The organism is Cupriavidus sp. 21MJTG02-4, assembly GCF_057798975.1.
Genome location: NZ_JBYOJP010000020.1, coordinates 78,282 through 96,799, shown reverse-complemented (window position 1 = coordinate 96,799; position 18,518 = coordinate 78,282). Strand labels below are relative to the sequence as shown.

Sequence of the window (18,518 nt, the reverse complement as noted above, 5' to 3'; positions counted from 1 at the left end):
GTTAAGGTTTATTGCACTTCGCACCCAAAGCGAGACCGGGCCGGCTGGCTCGGTTTTTTCGCGCCCGGGCCGGCCATGACCGTCGTGTCAGGTCTGTCTCTTGCTTGGCGGACCCCTGAGTCGTCCACCAGGCTGTCCGCCATTCCGGCCGCAAGAGCCGGTTGCACCGTCCACATTTCCAATCTGGGCATTCATGTCATCAAACGCCACGCTACGCCTGTCCGAACCTTCGCCTGCACGGCCTTCCGACCGTGCCCGCTGTCGCGGGGCATCGGCACGCGCGCGTGCGCGCATGGCCCGGTGGCTGGGTGGCGGCGCGCTGGCCGTGCTCGCCATGGCGGCGCATGCCTTCGATTTCGAAACGGTCGCGGCGCGGGCACGCCAGCTGGCGGCGTCTCCGTACAAGGCACCCCCGCAGAACCTGCCGCGTGAGTTGCGCGAACTGTCCTACGATCAGTACCGCGAGATCGAATACAAGCCCGAGCGCTTTGCGTGGCGCAATACGCGCCTGCCGTTCGAGCTGTCGTTCTTCCATGAGGGCATGGTGTTCGACCAGCCCGTACGCATCCACGAAGTGGTCAGCGGTAGCGTGCGCGAGTTCCGCTTCGATCCGGCCGCGTTCAACTACGGTCCGCACAAGGTCGATGCCGCGCGGCTCAAGGGTTTGGGCTTCGCCGGATTCCGCGTGCTGTATCCGCTCAACCAGGGCAAGCGCAAGGACGAGCTGGCATCGTTCCTGGGCGCGAGCTACTTCCGAGCGCTCGGCAAGGATCAGTGGTACGGGCTCTCCGCGCGCGGACTAGCGGTGGACACCGGGCTCAATTCGGGCGAGGAGTTCCCGCGTTTCGTCGAGTACTGGATCGAGCGGCCCTCGGCTTCGGACAAGCAGCTGACGATCTATGCGCTGATGGATTCGCGCCGCATCAGCGGTGCCTACCGCTTCGTCATCAAGCCCGGCGAAGAGACCGCGATGGAGGTCAAGTCGCGCCTGTTCCTGCGCGAGAACGTGACCAAGCTTGGCCTGGCGCCGCTCACCAGCATGTACCTGTACGGCGAGAACCAGCCTTCGTCGCAGTCCGACTTCCGTCCGGAAGTCCACGACTCCGACGGGCTTTCGATTCATCTCGGCACCGGGGAATGGGTCTGGCGGCCGCTGGTCAATCCGAAGCGCCTGCTGGTCACGTCTTTTTCCGCGACCAATCCGCAGGGCTTCGGGCTGATGCAGCGCGACCGCAGCTTTGCCAGCTACCAGGAGATCGGCGCGTGGTATGAGCGGCGGCCGAGCGGCTGGGTCGAGCCCCGCGGGAACTGGGGCTCGGGCAGGGTAGAGCTGGTGCAGATCCCGACACCCGACGAGACCAACGACAACATCGTGGCCTACTGGGTGCCCGACAGCCCGCCCAAGCCCAGGCAGCCGTTTGACTACGAGTACCGCCTGATGTGGCAGAAAGATGGCGAGCAGATGCCGCCGCTGTCGTGGGTCACGCAGACGCGCCTGGGGCAGGGCCTCACGCGCAAGCAGGACGACACCAGCTTCTCGCTGGTGGTGGATTTCGAAGGCCCTGCCTTCCACAAGCTGCCGGCCGATGTGCGCATCGACCCGGTGGTGTCGGCCGATGCCAATGCCGAATTGATCAAGACGTCGGTGCAGCGCAATGACGCCACCGGCGGCTGGCGCATGACCATGGTGATGCGCCGCAAGGATGTCAACAAGCCGGTTGAGTTGCGCGGCTATCTTCGCAACGGCAATACAACCTTATCCGAGACGTGGAGCTACATCTTACCCCCAGGCTAAAGCAGCGACCGGCCCAGGCGGCGGCATGCGAGCGCTATGTCGACCGCCTGCCCGTATCCTCTGAATTGCGCACGGAATTGCTGGCCGATCCGCCTGCGCCCGTGACCGCCGCAACCTCGGCAACCGCCGGAATCGCCATCGATCCACGCGATGCCCAGGCTGCGATCGAGCAACTGCAATCCAGGCTATCGGCGCGCGAACCCGCCAAGGGTGAATCCCCCGCGCCAGGCGGACCGACCTACGCTTCCGTAGCGCGTCGCTTCTCGCTGGCCTACGGCAATCCGCAAGCCGCCGGCGAGCCCTTGCTCAAGCGCAGACCCGACGGCACCGTCCATGTAGACACCGGACCCGAGCCGGAACGCAGCTCGATGGTGCCACGCCAGTGGCCGCCGCATATCGTCACAGGCTGGCTGCGCAACACCTGGCGCCGCATGCTGGGCCGCCCGCAAGTTCCCGACACCTGGGACACCCTGCACGATGGTCCCGATGCCGAAGGCAAGTGGCATCCCGCCGGTTCGCACCGGCGCTGGTTCCTGCTGGGGCTGGTGGTCGCGCAGACGGTGCTGGCCACGTACTTCATGACCAAGGTGCTGCCATACCATGGCGCCGATCCGCTCGAGATCGCGATCCTGGTCTTGTTCGCAGTGCTGTTCTCGTGGGTTTCGGCCGGCTTCTGGACGGCCATGATGGGTTTCCTGGTGCTGGCCAAAGGCGGCGACCGGCACCTGATCTCGCGCTCGGCCGCGTCCGATGCACCGCTTGCGCCCGATGCGCGCACGGCGGTCATCATGCCGATCTGCAACGAGGACGTGACCCGCGTCTTTGCGGGGCTGCGCGCGACCTACGAATCGCTCGAGCGCACGGGCCACCTGGCCAATTTCGATTTCATCGTCCTGTCCGACAGCGGCAACCCGGACCTGCGCACGGCCGAGGTCGACGCGTGGATGGAAGTGTGCCGCGCGGTAGGCGGTTTCGGTCGCATCTTCTATCGCTGGCGCCGACACCGCGTCAAGCGCAAGACTGGCAACGTGGCCGACTTCTGCCGTCGCTGGGGCCGCAAGTACCGCTATATGGTGGTGCTCGACGCCGACAGCGTGATGAGCGGCGATTGCCTGGCCACGCTGGTGCGCCTGATGGAGGCGAATCCGGGTGCGGGCATCATCCAGACCGCACCGCTGGCAGTGGGGCGTGAAACGCTCTATGCGCGCGTACAGCAATTCTCCACGCGCGTGTACGGTCCGCTGTTCACGGCGGGCCTGCATTACTGGCAACTGGGCGAGTCGCACTACTGGGGCCACAACGCGATCATCCGCGTCAAGCCCTTCATGGAACACTGCGCGCTGGCGCCGCTGCCCGGGCGCGGGCCGCTGTCGGGCGAGATCCTGTCGCACGACTTTGTCGAAGCCGCACTGATGCGTCGCGCGGGCTGGGGCGTATGGATTGCGTACGACCTGCCGGGTTCGTACGAGGAACTGCCGCCGAACCTGCTGGACGAGGTCAAGCGCGACCGCCGCTGGTGCCAGGGCAACCTGATGAATTTCCGGTTGTGGCTGAAGCAGGGCTTTCACGTGGTGCACCGTGCGGTGTTCCTGACCGGGATCATGGCCTACCTGTCGGCGCCGCTGTGGTTTCTGTTCCTGCTGTTGTCCACGGCGATGCTGGCCCGCCATGCACTGGTGCCGCCTGAATATTTCACGCAGCCTTACCAGTTGTTTCCGACCTGGCCCGAATGGCATCCGGAGAAGGCGCTAGCGCTGTTCTCGGCCACTGCCACGCTGCTGTTCCTGCCCAAGTTGGCCAGTGTGCTGCTGCTGGTGCGGCAGGCCCGCCAGTATGGTGGCTTGTCGCGCCTGGTGCTTAGCGTGCTGATCGAGGTCGTGCTGTCCGCGTTGCTGGCGCCGACCCGGATGCTGTTCCACACCAAGTTCGTCGTGGCGGCCTACAGCGGCTGGGGGATTTCCTGGAAATCGCCGCCGCGCGAGGACGCGGAGACCTCCTGGGGCGAAGCGCTGCGCCGGCATGGATGGCACACGGTGCTCGGGCTCGCGTGGGGTGCGCTGGTCTACTGGCTGAATCCGTCGTTCGTGCTGTGGCTGCTGCCGATCGTGGGTTCGCTGGCATTGTCGATCCCGCTGTCGGTCATGCTGTCGCGGGTGTCGTTCGGCCGCGCATCGCGCGAGGCCGGGCTGTTCATGATTCCCGAGGAAGCCATGCCGCCAAGGGAAATCGTCGAAACCCAGCAACACGTGGAGCAAGTGGCCGAGACGCCCGACTTCGTGGATGCCGTGGTGGATCCGGTGACCAACGCGCTGATGTGTGCCACGGCATCGGCCCGTGTCGTGCAGCCGGCATCGGTGAAGGAGCGTCACGCCGCACTGGTACAGCATGCACTGACGAGCGGCCCGCGCGCGCTGACGGCGTCGCAGCGGCATATCCTGCTGGGTGATCCGTTTGCGCTGTCAAGGCTGCATGAACTGGTGTGGGGATCGCCGCTGGCCGATGCCGGGTGGAAGGATATCCGCCTGCTGGCCCGGCGCGCCCCGAACGTGCTGCCGTTGCGTCCGCGCGCCGCCTGATACGGAGCAGGGGCGCGGTACGCCTGCGCTGCGCAACGAAGTTCCGCCGCGGTCCTCAGCGCTGGGCCGCGGTGCAGATCGGCGCGTTGATGTAGACGTCGCCCACGCGGCGTTCGCCGCGATCGTTCCGTGTCATGTAGCGGAACATCATGCTGACGCCAAGCTTGGTCAGGATTTCCACGTCGCGGTTGGCGCAGATATTGCGCTGCAGCGGCGCCGCGTAGTTGACCTCGAAGCTTGCAAGATCCAGCATCGGCCCACGGTAGTTGGTCAGCTCGAGCTGGAACAGGACGTGTTTGCCCGGCGTCGACTGGCATCGGCGCAGCCGGGTTTCCCCATCAATTTCTATCGGCAGTGCATCGTTGAGCTGACGGCACGCGCGCGCGAGCACGCTGTCGGGCCGATTGGTATTGCGCAGCAGTTCGGGTACGCCCGCGGCGCCGGTATTCTGCCCGGTGGCGGCGCCCTTGAGCATGCGGGACAGTGCGTCGGCTTCATCGAATACGGGGGCGGGCGCCGGCGCCGTGGCCGAGGCGGGCGAGCGCAGCGGTGTCGGGGCGCTTTGCGCCGGCCCGGGCCGCAGCAGTACAGCCGCGAGAGCGGCTGTGACTAGCGTAGCGGTGAACGGCGTGTGTCGTAGTCTCATGCAGGATAACGTTGCCGGGGCAAGCCTGTCGCCCCTCTCTGCGCGGCCGCCGGTCTGTCGCATGGACAGGGCCAACAGGCTCGCATTGTACCCTCCACCCCCATTCGCGTGAAAGCGGCGCCACACGTTAACGCGTGCGCGGCTTCGCAAAATTGCCAGTCAGTCCAATACTGCCAAGATTAGGATATTTGTCGAACCCGACGTTGGCGGGGCATGGCAAGGTGCCGCCGCAGCCGGGCGACAGATGTTACCGGCATCGAATTCTGTCATTCCAGCCAGGTTTGTCATGCTGTGCAACAATTCGCGGTCTGGCGGCTGGCTGGCACGCGCCGCAGCCGCCGGCAAGGACTTCCGGAACTCACACTGATGCCTCAATCCTCCAGCAGCCACAAGGCTGCGCGCTTTCCCGCCTGGCTGCTGATCTGTGCTTCGCTGACGGCCATTGCGCCGTTGTCGATCGATATGTACCTGCCCAGCTTCCCGGCGCTGTCCGCGGACCTGCACGTGGATATCGGCCAGGTACAGCTGACGCTGGGCACGTTCCTGGTCGGGCTGGCACTCGGGCAGGCATTCTATGGACCGATCAGCGACCGCTTCGGACGCAAGCCGCCGTTGTACGTCGGACTGGCGCTGTACGCGCTGGCCGCGGCCGGCTGCGCCATGGCGCGCAGCGTCGAGTCGCTGATGCTCTGGCGTTTCCTGCAGGCGCTGGGCGGCTGCGCCGGCATGGTGATGGCCCGCGCGGTGATCCGCGACCGGCTCGAGGCCCACGAATCGGCCCGGGCCTTCTCGTCGCTGATGCTGGTGATGGGGCTGGCGCCGATCCTGGCGCCGATCATCGGCGGCGCCGTCCTGACTACGCTGGGCTGGCGCGCCATCTTCTGGCTGCTGACGCTTGCGGGCCTGCTGATCCTGGCGCTGGTGCACTTCCGCATGGAAGAGTCGCTGCCGCGGGAACGCGCCGCGCGGCTGCATCCCGGTACGGTCGCAGCCAGCTATATCGAGCTGCTGCGCGACCGCGAGTTCCTGGGCTATTCGCTGGCAGCCGGATTCGGGCAGGCCGGCATGTTCGCCTATATCGCCGGGTCGCCGTTCGTGCTGATCGAACTCCACGGCATCGACCCCTCGCACTATGGCTTTGTCTTCGGTGCCAATGCGTTCGGGCTGATCGCCATGTCGCAGCTGAATGCGCGCCTGGTGCAAGGGCGCACGCTTGACCGGGTGCTCGGCCGCGCGGTGCTGGCACCCTGCGCCGCGGGCCTGATGCTGGCGGCCGCGGCGCTGGCCGGCGTGCTGGTGCTGCCCGTGCTGCTGGCCGGGTTCTTCGTCTTTATCGGATCGCTGGGCTGCATCACGCCCAATGCGTCGGCGCTGGCGCTGACGCATCAGGGGCATCGCGCCGGCACGGCCTCCGCGCTGATGGGCACGCTGCAGTTCTCGCTCGGCACCGTCGCGGGCGCCGCCGTCAGCCTGTGGCACGATGGCACGGCCCTGCCGCTGGCAGTGGTGATGGCCGTGTGCGGTATCGGTGCGGTAGCGCTGCGCGCCTGGGGGAGCGCGCGGCCGTCTGCGACGGCGGTAGCCTGAGCGTCAGGCCGCGGCGTTTTTCACGACCACCATCTGCGCCGGCATGGGCGCGGCGTAGCCCGCCTGGCCAAAGCTTTCGCGGATGATGCGATTGGTGTCGAAATACACCTGCCAGTAATGGTCGTTGTGGCAGTACGGACGTACCGCCAGGACCGGCCCCACCAGCGTGAATTCGAGGATCTCGACGTCGACCGGAGGATCGGCCAGGACGTTCGGAATCGCGCCGATACGCTCCTTGAGCAGCGTCATCGCCGCGGCAGCGTCGGTGCTGCCGGCGAGCTGGGCCTTCAGTTCGACGCGGCGGAACGGGTTGATGCTGAAATTCTGGATGGTGTCCGAGAAGATCTTGTTATTGCCGATCACCGTCAGGACGTTGTCGGGCGTGTCGAGCGTCGTGGCGAACAGGCCGATCTCGCGCACCGTGCCGGTGACCCCGCCGATGGTCACGAAATCCCCGACCTTGAACGGCCGCAGCACGACCAGGAAGGCGCCGGCCGCGAAGTTGGCCATCAGGCCCGACCAGGCCATGCCGATGGCCACGCCGGCTGCGGCAATCAATGCCGCGAAGGTCGTGGTCTGGATGCCGAAGTAACCGAGGATGCCGATCACCAGGACCACATTCAGCGCGACCGTTACGATCGAACCGACGTAGCGCAGCAGGGTCGGATCCACCTGCTGCTTGCCCAGCCCGCCCTGGACCATGCGCACCACCACGTGGATCAGCCAGCGGCCGATGATCCAGAAGGCCAGCGCGGCCAGGATCTTGACCCCGAACTCCGTGGCATAGGCAATCACCACGATCCTCAACTTCTCCAACGTTGACGCATCCATCGGCATTCCCCTGGTCGGTTGGCCGGCAAAGAGCCGGCACGAAACGAAGAACTGCGAAGACTGGCTGCAAATCTTGCACGCTGGCGCGTCGCAAGATGACGGGCACGGCAATTATTGCCATGCCGTCTGGGGAAGTTCAAGAAAAGAATTGTCAGGAACGGCGCCTGCGCGCGCGTTCCTGCGGCGGGCTTACCAGTTGGTTTCGCGCTCGGGCGTGGCCGAGATGCGATGCAGGGTCAGGTCTGCGCCGTTGAATTCGGCTTCCGCATCGAGGCGGATGCCGACCAGCTTTTTGAGCGTGCCATAGACGATTGTGCCGCCCGCCAGGGCGATCACGATGCCGAGCAGGGTACCGATGAGCTGCGAGCCCAGCGAAACACCGCCGATCCCGCCCAGCGCGTGCTGCCCGAAGATGCCGGCTGCAATGCCGCCCCAGGCGCCGCACAGCCCATGCAGCGGCCACACGCCGAGCACATCATCGATGTGCCATTTGTTTTGCGCGAGCGTGAACAGATGGACGAACAGCACACCGGCCACGGCGCCCGTGATCAGCGCGCCGAGCGGATGCATCAGGTCGGAACCCGCGCAGACGGCGACCAGGCCTGCCAGCGGGCCGTTGTAGGCGAAGCCCGGGTCGTTGCGGCCGGCCCACCAGGCCGCCAGCGTGCCGCCGGCCATGGCCATCAGTGAATTGATGGCGACCAGCCCGCTGATCTTGTCCACGGTCTGGGCGCTCATGACATTGAAGCCGAACCAGCCCACCGCGAGCACCCATGCACCGAGCGCCAGGAACGGAATGTTCGACGGCGGGTGCGCGCTGATGCGGCCATCCTTCTGGTATCGGCCACGGCGCGCGCCGAGCAGCAGCACCGCGGGCAGGGCGATCCAGCCGCCGACCGCATGAACCACGACCGAGCCGGCGAAATCATGGAACGGGGCGCCAGTCAGGCTGGTGATCCAGTCCTGGATGCCGAAACGATGGTTCCACGCAATGCCTTCGAAGAACGGATAGACAAAGCCCACCAGGACGAAGGTCGCGACCAGTTGCGGATTGAAACGCGAACGTTCGGCAATGCCGCCCGAGATAATCGCGGGAATGGCCGCGGCAAAGGTCGCCAGGAAAAAGAACTTGACCAGTTCGTAGCCGCTCTTTTGCGCCAGCGTATCGGCGCCTGCCATGAACTGCACGCCGTAGGCGACGGTATAGCCGACAAAGAAATAGGCAATGGTGGAAACCGCGAAGTCCACCAGGATCTTCACCAGCGCGTTGACCTGGTTCTTCTTACGCACCGTGCCCAGTTCCAGGAAAGCGAAGCCGGCGTGCATGGCCAGCACCATGATTGCGCCAAGCAGGATAAACATGGCGTCGGTGCCAGTCTTCCAATTGTCCATAGGTCCCTCATGCTCAAAATGGGAGCATGGGTATGCAAAAACCGTTCCAGAACTGGCTGCATACTGGTGCTATTTGCACCGCCATGGTGGAATTCGCACCGGATTTCCGAACGGGCGGCCCCTGTTTCCAGGGGCGAGGTGGTGCAGATCGTCGATGACGAAAACAGCCACAGCGTCGGTGCGCGCCAGAATGAGGCAGCCGGCAGGCGCTTTTATGAACCTTGACGGTGCATTGCACCATAGCGGTGAATGCTGGGTGCTGCACCGAGATGCCTTGCTACGGGGCGACAGGCCGGCACTGTCCGCTTGCGCTCCAGTCCGAAATAACGGAGAGAAAGACGCCGGAACAGAGCGGGAAATCGCCCGCTAACCGGCCTCAAGCAAGGATTTCCGGGTTTTTTCGTTGCATTGGTGCCACTGGGGATTGCCCAAGGCGCGAAGGGCAGATTAGACTGCGCCGATCGATGCAATGCCTGCTGGCAGATACATCGGTGACGACGACCAACAAGGGAAATCAGCCATGAATAAAGGTGAACTGGTATCGGCCATCGCCGCGGAAGCAGAACTGAGCAACGCCGCAGCCGAGCGTGCGCTCAACGCAGCGCTGGACAGTATCAAGAAGGCAGTGGCAAAGGGTGATTCGGTAACGCTGGTGGGTTTTGGCAGCTTCAGCTCGGGTAAACGCGCCGCACGCACGGGCCGCAACCCGCGCACGGGCGAAACGATCAAGATTCCGGCCGCGAAGACCGTCAAGTTTTCTGCTGGACAAGGTTTCAAGGACGCCGTGAACAAGAAGAAGTAAGCGGTTTGCGTCCGGAGTAGCGAGAGAGCGGCCTGTCGGGCCGCTTTTTTATTGGCGGTGCGGTGAGGTGGCCATGCCGCGCGCGTGGCGCTCGAACCATATCAGGCGGCTACCCTGGCCACATGCGTCCCGGCGCCCCTCAAACGCCGGTTTACGGGTTACACTGCCGCGCCTCGGCCCCCGCAACCCGCACCTCCATCATGAACGACCAGTCCCACCAGCTTTCCATGACCGTGCTGATGACGCCGGACATGGCCAATTTCTCCGGCAACGTGCACGGCGGCACCATCCTGAAGTACCTGGACATGGTGGCCTATGCCTGCGCCAGCCGCTACGCCGGCCGGTACGTGGTCACGCTGTCGGTAGACCAGGTGGTGTTCCGCCAGCCCATCCACGTCGGTGAACTGGTGACCTTCCTGGCTGCGGTGAACTTCACCGGACGCAGCTCCATGGAAATCGGCATCAAGGTTGTGACCGAGAATATCCGCAGCAAGCTGGTGCGCCACACCAACAGCTGCTATTTCACGATGGTGGCGGTCGACGACAACGGCGCGCCCGCCGAGGTGCCGCCGCTGGAGCCGCGCGACGAAGTCGAGCGCCAGCGCTTTGCGGCGGCCCAGCAGCGCCGCGAACTGCGCCAGGAAATGGAAAAACGCCGCGACGCCATCAAGGTGACCGGGAGCTGATTTGGCCATGGCGCGCATGCTTTCCCTGCTTGCCGCTGCCTGCCTGACGGCGGGCGGCACCCATGCGCTGGCCGAGGAAATCGGCAGCGTCAATACCAATTTCCGCATGACCGGCTCGGACAAGGTCGTCATCGAGGCGTATGACGACCCGATGGTGCAGGGCGTGACCTGTTACGTGTCGCGCGCGCGCACGGGGGGCATCAAGGGGACGCTGGGCATGGCGGAAGACCCGCCCGAGGCGTCGATCGCGTGCCGCCAGGTGGGGCCGATCACGTTCAAGGCGCCGCTGCGCCAGCAGGACGACGTGTTTTCGGAGCGCATGTCGATCCTGTTCAAGACCCTGCATGTGATCCGCGCCGTCGACCGCAAGCGCAATACGCTGGTCTACCTGACGTATTCCGACCGCATCGTCAGCGGCAGCCCGCAGAACAGCGTGACGGCCGTGCCGGTGCCCGCCGCGACCGCCATTCCGGTCAAGTAAGCGCGCGAACGCCCGGCTATCCGGGTTGCCGGGCGCCTCTCATGCGTCTGGCCCGAACAGCTTGCGCAGGTTCGACTTCAGGATCTTGCCATTCGCATTGCGCGGCAGCAGGTCGGGCAGCACGACGATCCGTACCGGCACCTTGAACGCCGCCAGCCGTTCCGCGACAAACGCCTGCAGCTCGGTTTCGGTCGCGTGCAGGCCGGGCTTCAGGCTGACCACGGCCCCCGGTTCCTCGCCCAGCACCTTGTGCGGAATGCCGACCAGGGCGGCATCCATGACCGCCGGGTGCTCGTACAGCGTGCTTTCCACCTCGATGCAGTAGATGTTCTCGCCGCCACGGATCAGCATGTCCTTCATCCGGTCGACGATGTAGAGATAGCCTTCATCGTCGAGCCTGGCGATATCGCCGGTGCGCAGCCAGCCATCGGCAAAGGTCTGTGCGGTGGCCTCGGGCTTGTTCCAGTAGCCGCGCACCACGTTCGCGCCACGCACCATCAGCTCGCCGGTTTCACCGGCCGGTAGCGCGTGTCCGCGGCCATCCACGACCTTCATTTCGCCAATCGGCAGGGCCGGACCACTGCTTTCCGGACGCAGTACGTATTCTTCCGCGCTGTGGCTCGTGAACGTGGCGGACGTTTCGGTCATGCCCCAGCCGATTCCCGGCGCCGACTGCGGAACGGTTTCGCCGATTCGACGAACCAGTTCCGGCGAGGCCGGCGCGCCGCCGTAGCTGATGCTCTCCAGCGACGACAGGTCGAAGCGCGCGCGCTCCGGGTGCTCCAGCAGTTGCCAGGCGATGGTGGGCACGCCGCCGGCCGTGGTGCAACGCTCACGTTCGATCAGTTCGAGCGCGCGCAAGGCATCCCAGCGATGCATCAGCACGATTTTCCCGCCGCTCGCCAGCGCATTGTTCAGCACGGCCATGCAGCCGGTCACGTGGAAGAACGGCACGGACAGCAGCGCGGCCTTCTGTGGCGCAGCGGGGTCCGGTGCGGGAATCGGCTCGCCGCGGCGCAGCAAGTTGCGCAGCGGGCTGAACAGGCCGGCCACGGCGACGCTGGTGGCATTGCGATGGGTGCCCAGTGCGCCCTTGGGCTTGCCGGTGGTGCCCGAGGTATAGAAGATCGTTGCGTCGTCTTCCGGTGCGATGTCCACGTCGGGAAGCGGCAGCTCGGGCAGCGTCGCCCAGGTCGCGGAGTGGCCGGTCACGGTTTCCAGCGGCACGACCTTCGGATCTCCGTCGAGCGAGCCCGCGCGCGATACGTACACACGCTCCAGCGCGGGAAGATTGCTCAGATGTCCGGTGAGTCGATCCAGCCGTTCCGCGTCGACGATGGCGACGCGGCTGCCTGAATCGACCAGTCCATATTCAAGCTCGGCGCCGGTCCACCATGCATTCAGCGGCGTGACGATGGCGCCGGTCAGCAGCGCGCCGTAGAACGCCACCGGCCATTCGGGCAGGTTGCGCATGGCGACTGCCACGCGGTCGCCGGGGCGGACGCCATCACGCACGAGTGCCTGTGCGACATGCAATGCCGCGCGCCGGAAGGCTGCATAGGTGACGCGCTCGTTTTCGTACACCACGAAGGTGCGTTCGCTGAAGGCTTGCGTGGCAAGGAACAGGTCGCGCAGCGTGGGCGGCGCGTTTTTCCAGACGGTGGTGGGAATGCCGCGAATGACGCGCGTTTCCGTTTCGAACGGAGCGCCCGGGGCGGTAAGCCGGGCGTGGGCCGCGGCCAGTGACATGGCGGGCCAGTTGGCGGCCGGCTCGAAATTGCTGGACATGACTGCCTCCCGGACTGCAATGCAGGTTGGGGGACGGCGCAATACGCCGTCCTTCAGGGGAAATGCAGGAAATGCAGAATCGCCGGGCTGGCGCGCAATGCAGCCGCGCCGCCTTGCGTAAGGGCATCAGATCGTGACGCCGCCGTCGACGACCATGGCCTGGCCCGTCATGAACGTGCTCGCGGCGGAGGCCAGGAAAACAGCCGCGCCGGCGATCTCGACCGGTTCGCCGATACGGCGCAGCGGCGCCCCCTGGGTCGATTGCTTGTAGCGCTCGGGGTCTTCCCACAGCGCGCGTGCGAAATCGGTCTTGATCAGTCCGGGCGCGATGCAGTTCACGCGCACATTGTGCGGGCCGAATTCCACGGCGAGGTTGCGCGCGAGCTGGAAGTCGGCGGCCTTCGAGATGTTGTACACGCCGATGGTCGGCGAGCCGCGCAGGCCGCCGATGGACGAGACAATGATGATCGACCCGTCCTTGCGTTCGATCATCTGCGGCGCGACCATCTGGATCAGCCAGTGGTTCGAGATGACATTGTTGTCCAGCACCTTGCGGAACTGGTCGTCGGACACGCCGCTCATCGGACCGTAGTACGGGTTCGATGCCGCATTGCAGACCAGGACATCGATCTTGCCCAACGTGCGGTTGGTTTCATCGACGAGGCGCTGCAGGTCGTCCTTCGAGGAGATATTGGCCGGGATGGCGATCGCGGTGCCGGCGCCGTGGCGCGCATTGATCGCGTCGACCACTTCCTGGCACGCTTCGATCTTGCGCGACGATATGACCACTTTGGCGCCCTGGACCGCCATCTGTTCCGCAATGGCGCGGCCGATGCCGCGCGATGAGCCCGTCACGATCGCGACCTTGCCCGACAAATCGAACAATGACATGGAGTCTCCTGATATCGGTGCGGCCCGTTCGGGGCCTGCCTGTGTTCTGTTGGACAGCGCCCCTGGGGGCCTGCCGGCACATTATGGTTGGGGCCTCTGGCCCAGTCCACAGGCAAGCGGCCGCCTGCGGGCCCATATCAGTATTCTTTCTGCGGGCAATGCGCGGCATGCATGAGCGCGTCCGCACAGCGCCGGGGTTCAGCCGTGCAGCAGCGTGGGCAGCACACGTTCGAGCCGGCCGCGCGAGTCGGCGTCGAGTTCCACCTGGAAGCGATTGACGAGCGCGTCGATGACCTCGTCGGCCGAAGTCAGCGTCTGCCGCCGCAGGTTGCCTTTGGCGCCGCGTTCGGCCAGTTCGCCATTGGCGAGGGTCAGGCGCACGTCGCCGTCGGTGCGGGCCAGCATAAGCCGCTGCGTAAAGATGCTGTCCGGATGCGTGCTGATGTACCAGTTGCGCGGGATGAAGTCGATCCACGGCTGCGGCGACAAGTCGAAGCGGTAGACCTTGAGCCAGCCCTCCGTGCCGCGCACTTCCATATCCTGGCAATGGAACGCGCCGGGCATGGCGTCTTCCGGCGCCGCAACCAGGCGGTACGGGAACGACCTGGCGGCCGGCGCGGACAGGGGGAGCGCCTGGTAAGGCGTGGGGCCGCCAAAGCCTACATCGGCGAGATAGCTGCGATGCGCCACTTCCACGCGCAGCAGCATGTGCGAGGCCAGTGTCTGCACCGTGTCGGCCACGCCCCAGCGCACGCGTGCCGCCAGCGGCGTCACGGCGTAGCCCAGGGACGTCAGCGCGGCGGCGAGCAGCGTGTTGAGCTCGAAGCAATAGCCGCCGCGCCGGCGCGTCACGAGCTTGTCGAATATGGCGTCGATATCGATTCGCACCGGGCTGCCCAGCAGCGGGTCGATGTTCTCGAACGGGATGTGCGCAAGCTGCGCGGCGATCAGCGCGTTGAGTCCTTCCAGTGTGGGCGAGGACGGGGCACCGATGCCCAGGCGATCAAGGTAGGCATCGAGGCGGTTGGGGTCGAGCATGATCATTTCGCGTACTGGTTTCAGTTGAGCGCTTCGAGTGCCGCAAGGTCCAGCAAGTCGACGCTGCCGTACCGCAGGCGCAGCAGGCCGCGCGATTCCAGCTCGCGCAGCGCCTGGTTGACCGTCTGCCGCGACAGGCCGAGCATCTGCGCCAGCTGTTCCTGCGGAATCTTCACGGTCTGGGCGGCAGGTAGCGTAGTGGAGGCTGCGCCGTCCGCAGCGTGAGGCGGGTTGCCATAGCCGCGCGCAATGGCGGCCAGCCGGCGGGCGATGCGCGCGGCTGGCGGCAGCAACTGCATTTCCTCGACATAGTCGAACACCATGCGCGTCTTGGCGGCCAGCAACAAGCCGAACTCGCGCCACCAGGCTGGATGCTGCGCGAGCCGGCGCTCCAGGCTCGCGCGTGGGACATGCCACAGCAGCGCGGCGTGTACGGCGCGCGCGTCGTGGGTGCGCGGCAGACCGTCGAACAGGCAGATCTCGCCGAACCAGGCGCCGGATTCCAGCAGGCCAAGCAGCGCTGCCTTGCCGGATTCTCCGGCGGCATCGACCTGCATGGTGCCGCCGGCCACGCAATAGAGCCCGTCGAACGCGTCACCGCGCGCAAACAGGGCTTCGCCCGCGGCCAGCCGGCGCCAGGTGCCATCGTCAAGAAGCGCTTGCCGCAACGCCTCCGGCAACTGGGCAAACCACGGGCTGGCGTGCAGCGCGGCAGCGGCGTCCGGGCGCGAAGGTGCCGCGCGGCCTCCAGGTGTGGCGCGAGGGATGCCTGACGGGCCGCGCGTGTCGCCGGGGGACTGAGCCATGCCCATGTTGCCTCCTGTCTTGTTCTGTTCGGGTTGTCACGTAACCGCGCGGCGCGTCCGACTGTCAAAAATCGGACAGACGCCGCGGGACCCGCCCACTACTATAAATCCGAACCCACAACACAGCCGAGGCGCCGGGGCTGCCGTAGCCACCGGGCCCGCGTAAAAGGAGACGCCCCATGAAAACCCTGGTCGAACACCTGGCCAACTACGCCGCTTATCACCGCGACGCACGCAACGTCGCCACGCATTTCATTGGTATCCCGATGATCGTGCTTGCCGTCACCACGTTGCTCGGGCGGCCCGCCATGCCGCTGGGGGAAGGCTCGGCCTATCTGACGCCCGCCATGGTGGTGTACGTGCTGTCGTGCCTGTTTTACCTGCGTCTGTCGGCGGGATTCGGCCTCGCCATGGTGATCGTCCTGGCGCTGTTCGTGTACGCCGGCGCGCATCTCGCGGCGCTGCCCACGGGCGCATGGCTTGCCGCCGGCGTGGGACTGTTCGTCGCGGGCTGGATCATCCAGTTCATCGGCCACTACTATGAAGGCCGCAAGCCCGCCTTCGTCGATGACCTGGTCGGGCTCCTGGTCGGCCCATTGTTCCTGGTGGCGGAAACCGCGTTCGCGTGCGGTCTGGCGGCGGATACGCGCGACGCCATGCAGGCACGCGCGTCCTGACGCGGCAGCTTGCAGCGGTGTCGCTCACGCCATGCCGGCCGGCAATCGCAGGCGCGCGGCCAGCCCGCCCAGCGTGCTGGTGCCCAGCTCCAGCGATCCTTCATACATGGCGGCAATTTCGGTAACGATGGCGAGGCCAAGTCCACTGCCGGCGGCGCTTTCGTCGAGGCGCCCGAAACGGGCCGCGGCCAACCCGCGCGCCTCGGGCGGCATGCCGGGGCCATCATCCTCCACCAGGATTTCAAGGGCCGATGCACCCGTATCCTCATGCAGGCGGATGCGCACCTGCGAACGCGCCCACTGGCAGGCGTTGTCGAGCAGGTTCCCCAGCATTTCCACCAGATCCTGACGGTCGCCGGCGAAGTGTCCTTCGCCCTCCACGTCCATGTCGAGCTGGCGCGCATCATGCAGGCGCATCAGCGCGCGTGTCAGTTCGCGCACGGCGGGGCCTGCCTCGATGCGCTCGCCGCGTGCGGCCGCGGCGCCCGCCGCGCGCGCGCGCGCCAGGTGGTGGTCGACTTGCCGACGCATGGCATCCACCTGGCGCGCTATGGCCACGGCGGCCGGGTCCGGCAGGCTGACGGCTTCGTTGGCGAGCACCGCCAGTGGCGTCTTGACGGCATGGGCCAGGTCTGCCGCCTGCCGCCGCGACCGCTCCAGCGCCTGAGTGTTGTCATCGAGCAGCGTGTTGATCTCGCTGACCAGTGGTTGCACCTCGGTCGGCCATTTGCCGCCGAGGCGGCGCTCGCGCCGGGCCTGCATGGCCGCCAGCGCTCGCCGAAGTCGCTTGAGCGGCGCCAGCCCGAAGCGCACCTGGGCAGCCACCGCCAGCATCAGCCCCATGCCGAGCGCGCCCAGCGACCAGGCCAGCATGGTGTTGAAGGCGCGCCGTGCCGCGCGCAACTCGGTGCGGTCCAGCGCAACCGATACGTCGACAGGCGTGTCGGACGAGGCCAGCACGATGCGGCGCGACACGACCAGCAGCGACTGACGGTTGGGCCCGGCACGCACTTCCGCAGGGGTTCCGGCGACTTTGTGCGCGGCCTTTTCCGGCATCTCGGTATCCCACAGCGAGCGCGAACGCAGCAGCGCACCGGGTGCGCGCGCCTGCCAGTAGGCGCCGGAATAGGGGAGTTCATAACGGGGATCGGCGGGGGCGCGCGTCAACTGCAGCCGGCCATCGGGACTCCAGTCGAGCGCGGCCGTCAGGCTGGTGAGCTGGTGCTCGAGCTGCCGGACATAGGTGTCGTTGACATGCCGCTCGAATAGCGTCGACAGCATCCACCAGCTGGCCCCGAGCGCAGCGGCCAGCCACACGGCGGCCACGGCGAGCAGGCGTAGCGCCAGCGAGTTGCGCATGCTTTCCTTTACACGCCGCCGGCAGCGGGCGGGCGCAGCCGGTAGCCTTGCCCGCGCACGGTTTCGATCACGTCGACGCCGAGCTTGCGGCGCAGCCGGCCGATAAAGACTTCGATGGTGTTGCTGTCGCGGTCGAAGTCCTGGGCGTAGATGTGCTCGGTCAGCGTGGTCTTGCTGACGATCGAGCCTGGATGGTGCATCAGGTAGTCCAGCACCTTGAATTCGTGCGCGGTCAGCACCACGGCGGCGCCGTCCACGGTCACGGTGCCGGCGCGCGGATTGAGCAGGACAGGTCCGCAGCTGAGCTCCGGAGCCGGCATGCCGTGCGCGCGCCGGATCAGCGCGCGGATGCGGGCCTGCAGTTCTTCCATGCGGAAGGGCTTGGCCAGGTAGTCGTCGGCGCCGGCATCGATGCCCTCGACCTTCTCCGTCCAGCTGTCGCGCGCGGTGAGGATCAGCACGGGAACGTTGACCTGTTCCGCGCGCCAGCGGCGCAGCACGCTCAGGCCGTCCAGGCGCGGCAGGCCCAGGTCAAGGACCACCGCGTCGTAGGGCTCGTTCGCGCCGAGGTGCCAGGCGTCGAGGCCGTCGGCCGCCATGTCGACGGCATAGCCCGCCGCGGCCAGGCTCGCCTGGACCTGGCCGGCGAGCGTCGGTTCGTCTTCCACCAGCAGGATGCGCATGATGTGGGGCTCCGGAAGCGTCAGGGCTGCTTGCGCGCCTGCTCGAGGTTGCGGCCTTTCGCCTTGAGCAGCGCGCCGGTGCGCGCATCGTATTCCAGCTTGGCCACGGAGCCGCCCGGCAGCAGCAGCTTGACCTCGTACTGCCAGACGCCGTCGTCGCGATCGAGTTCTACGCCGATGACATCCCCGGCGTACTGCTGCGATACCGCCTCAAGGATCCGCGACAGCGGCAGGATTTCGCCGGACTGCACCGCTGCACGGGCGCGGTCGGCATCCTTGTCGGCATGGGCGGGGCCGGCGATCCCGAGCGCCAGCGCAACGGTGGCCGCGGCCAGCACGAACACAGGGCGGCGCGCGTGGCGGGGGCAGGCAGGGCGGGATGCGCGAATGCGGTTCATGGCCTGAAGTTTGCATCAAAACGGCTGAACGCAGGCTGAACGGATGCCTCAGCCGGCGTTCAGGTGCCGCTCGCGACAATGC

Annotated in this window: 17 protein-coding genes; 7 read left to right on the top strand and 10 right to left on the bottom strand. The window is 66.3% G+C overall.

Annotated elements, in window-relative coordinates; genetic code table 11:
* Positions 1 to 193 precede the first annotated feature (193 nt).
* A complete protein-coding gene (locus tag AC3FKH_RS29580) occupies positions 194 to 1,795 on the top strand; it encodes a glucan biosynthesis protein G (RefSeq protein ID WP_488679249.1) in 1,602 nt (533 codons plus the stop codon).
* Complete coding sequence (gene mdoH / locus AC3FKH_RS29575) at positions 1,768 to 4,371, top strand: glucans biosynthesis glucosyltransferase MdoH (RefSeq protein ID WP_488679248.1); 2,604 nt, start codon at positions 1,768 to 1,770, stop codon at positions 4,369 to 4,371. Before AC3FKH_RS29580 ends, mdoH begins: the two co-directional genes overlap by 28 nt.
* A 55-nt stretch (positions 4,372 to 4,426) precedes the next feature.
* On the opposite strand, the gene AC3FKH_RS29570 is transcribed toward mdoH, so the two are convergent.
* Positions 4,427 to 5,017 (bottom strand): hypothetical protein, encoded by a 591-nt coding sequence (locus AC3FKH_RS29570; RefSeq protein WP_488679247.1) that lies wholly within the window; start codon positions 5,015 to 5,017, stop codon positions 4,427 to 4,429.
* A 366-nt stretch (positions 5,018 to 5,383) separates the two neighbouring features.
* Here AC3FKH_RS29570 and AC3FKH_RS29565 point away from each other — a divergent pair, with 366 nt between their 5' ends.
* Positions 5,384 to 6,604, top strand: a complete 1,221-nt coding sequence (locus tag AC3FKH_RS29565) for a Bcr/CflA family multidrug efflux MFS transporter (protein WP_488679246.1) — start codon at positions 5,384 to 5,386, stop codon at positions 6,602 to 6,604.
* A gap of 3 nt (positions 6,605 to 6,607) precedes the next feature.
* Here AC3FKH_RS29565 and AC3FKH_RS29560 read toward each other — a convergent pair whose 3' ends face one another.
* Positions 6,608 to 7,435, bottom strand: coding sequence for a mechanosensitive ion channel family protein (locus AC3FKH_RS29560; RefSeq protein ID WP_483711742.1), 828 nt, complete (start codon positions 7,433 to 7,435; stop codon positions 6,608 to 6,610).
* Positions 7,436 to 7,624: 189 nt separating this feature from the next.
* Positions 7,625 to 8,827: an ammonium transporter gene (locus tag AC3FKH_RS29555; RefSeq protein WP_488679245.1), complete on the bottom strand. Its 1,203-nt coding sequence runs from the start codon at positions 8,825 to 8,827 to the stop codon at positions 7,625 to 7,627.
* A gap of 520 nt (positions 8,828 to 9,347) precedes the next feature.
* Here AC3FKH_RS29555 and AC3FKH_RS29550 point away from each other — a divergent pair.
* The 3 genes from AC3FKH_RS29550 to AC3FKH_RS29540 all read left to right on the top strand — a co-directional run bounded on the left by AC3FKH_RS29550 (position 9,348) and on the right by AC3FKH_RS29540 (position 10,796).
* Positions 9,348 to 9,629, top strand: a complete 282-nt coding sequence (locus AC3FKH_RS29550; RefSeq protein WP_008651272.1) for an HU family DNA-binding protein — start codon at positions 9,348 to 9,350, stop codon at positions 9,627 to 9,629.
* Positions 9,630 to 9,829: 200 nt separating this feature from the next.
* Positions 9,830 to 10,315, top strand: coding sequence for an acyl-CoA thioesterase (locus AC3FKH_RS29545; protein WP_483711740.1), 486 nt, complete (start codon positions 9,830 to 9,832; stop codon positions 10,313 to 10,315).
* A 7-nt stretch (positions 10,316 to 10,322) separates the two neighbouring features.
* Positions 10,323 to 10,796: a CreA family protein gene (locus AC3FKH_RS29540; protein ID WP_488679244.1), complete on the top strand. Its 474-nt coding sequence runs from the start codon at positions 10,323 to 10,325 to the stop codon at positions 10,794 to 10,796.
* Positions 10,797 to 10,835: 39 nt separating this feature from the next.
* On the opposite strand, the gene AC3FKH_RS29535 is transcribed toward AC3FKH_RS29540, so the two are convergent.
* The 4 genes from AC3FKH_RS29535 to AC3FKH_RS29520 form a co-directional block, all read right to left on the bottom strand.
* Positions 10,836 to 12,584, bottom strand: coding sequence for a class I adenylate-forming enzyme family protein (locus AC3FKH_RS29535; protein ID WP_488679243.1), 1,749 nt, complete (start codon positions 12,582 to 12,584; stop codon positions 10,836 to 10,838).
* Positions 12,585 to 12,710: 126 nt separating this feature from the next.
* Complete coding sequence (locus AC3FKH_RS29530) at positions 12,711 to 13,475, bottom strand: SDR family oxidoreductase (RefSeq protein ID WP_488679242.1); 765 nt, start codon at positions 13,473 to 13,475, stop codon at positions 12,711 to 12,713.
* A gap of 198 nt (positions 13,476 to 13,673) precedes the next feature.
* A complete protein-coding gene (locus AC3FKH_RS29525; RefSeq protein ID WP_488679241.1) occupies positions 13,674 to 14,519 on the bottom strand; it encodes an arylamine N-acetyltransferase family protein in 846 nt (281 codons plus the stop codon).
* Between the two features lie 14 nt (positions 14,520 to 14,533).
* Positions 14,534 to 15,325 carry a Crp/Fnr family transcriptional regulator gene (locus tag AC3FKH_RS29520; protein WP_488679240.1) on the bottom strand — a complete coding sequence of 264 codons (792 nt, stop codon included), beginning with the start codon at positions 15,323 to 15,325 and terminating at the stop codon, positions 14,534 to 14,536.
* Positions 15,326 to 15,498: 173 nt separating this feature from the next.
* Here AC3FKH_RS29520 and AC3FKH_RS29515 point away from each other — a divergent pair, with 173 nt between their 5' ends.
* Complete coding sequence (locus tag AC3FKH_RS29515; RefSeq protein WP_488679239.1) at positions 15,499 to 15,996, top strand: Mpo1 family 2-hydroxy fatty acid dioxygenase; 498 nt, start codon at positions 15,499 to 15,501, stop codon at positions 15,994 to 15,996.
* 24 nt (positions 15,997 to 16,020) lie between these two features.
* Here AC3FKH_RS29515 and AC3FKH_RS29510 read toward each other — a convergent pair whose 3' ends face one another.
* From AC3FKH_RS29510 to AC3FKH_RS29500, 3 genes are read right to left on the bottom strand one after another with little or no spacing between them, the layout of a single operon-like run.
* On the bottom strand, positions 16,021 to 17,355 hold the full coding sequence (locus AC3FKH_RS29510) for a sensor histidine kinase (protein ID WP_488679238.1): 1,335 nt from the start codon (positions 17,353 to 17,355) through the stop codon (positions 16,021 to 16,023).
* Between the two features lie 8 nt (positions 17,356 to 17,363).
* Entirely contained in the window at positions 17,364 to 18,038 is a 675-nt protein-coding gene (locus tag AC3FKH_RS29505) for a response regulator transcription factor (protein WP_488679237.1), read from the bottom strand.
* Positions 18,039 to 18,058: 20 nt separating this feature from the next.
* The gene (locus AC3FKH_RS29500) at positions 18,059 to 18,436 is read right to left on the bottom strand and encodes a PepSY domain-containing protein (RefSeq protein ID WP_488679236.1); all 378 of its coding nucleotides are present in this window, start codon (positions 18,434 to 18,436) and stop codon (positions 18,059 to 18,061) included.
* Between the last annotated feature and the right edge of the window lie 82 nt (positions 18,437 to 18,518).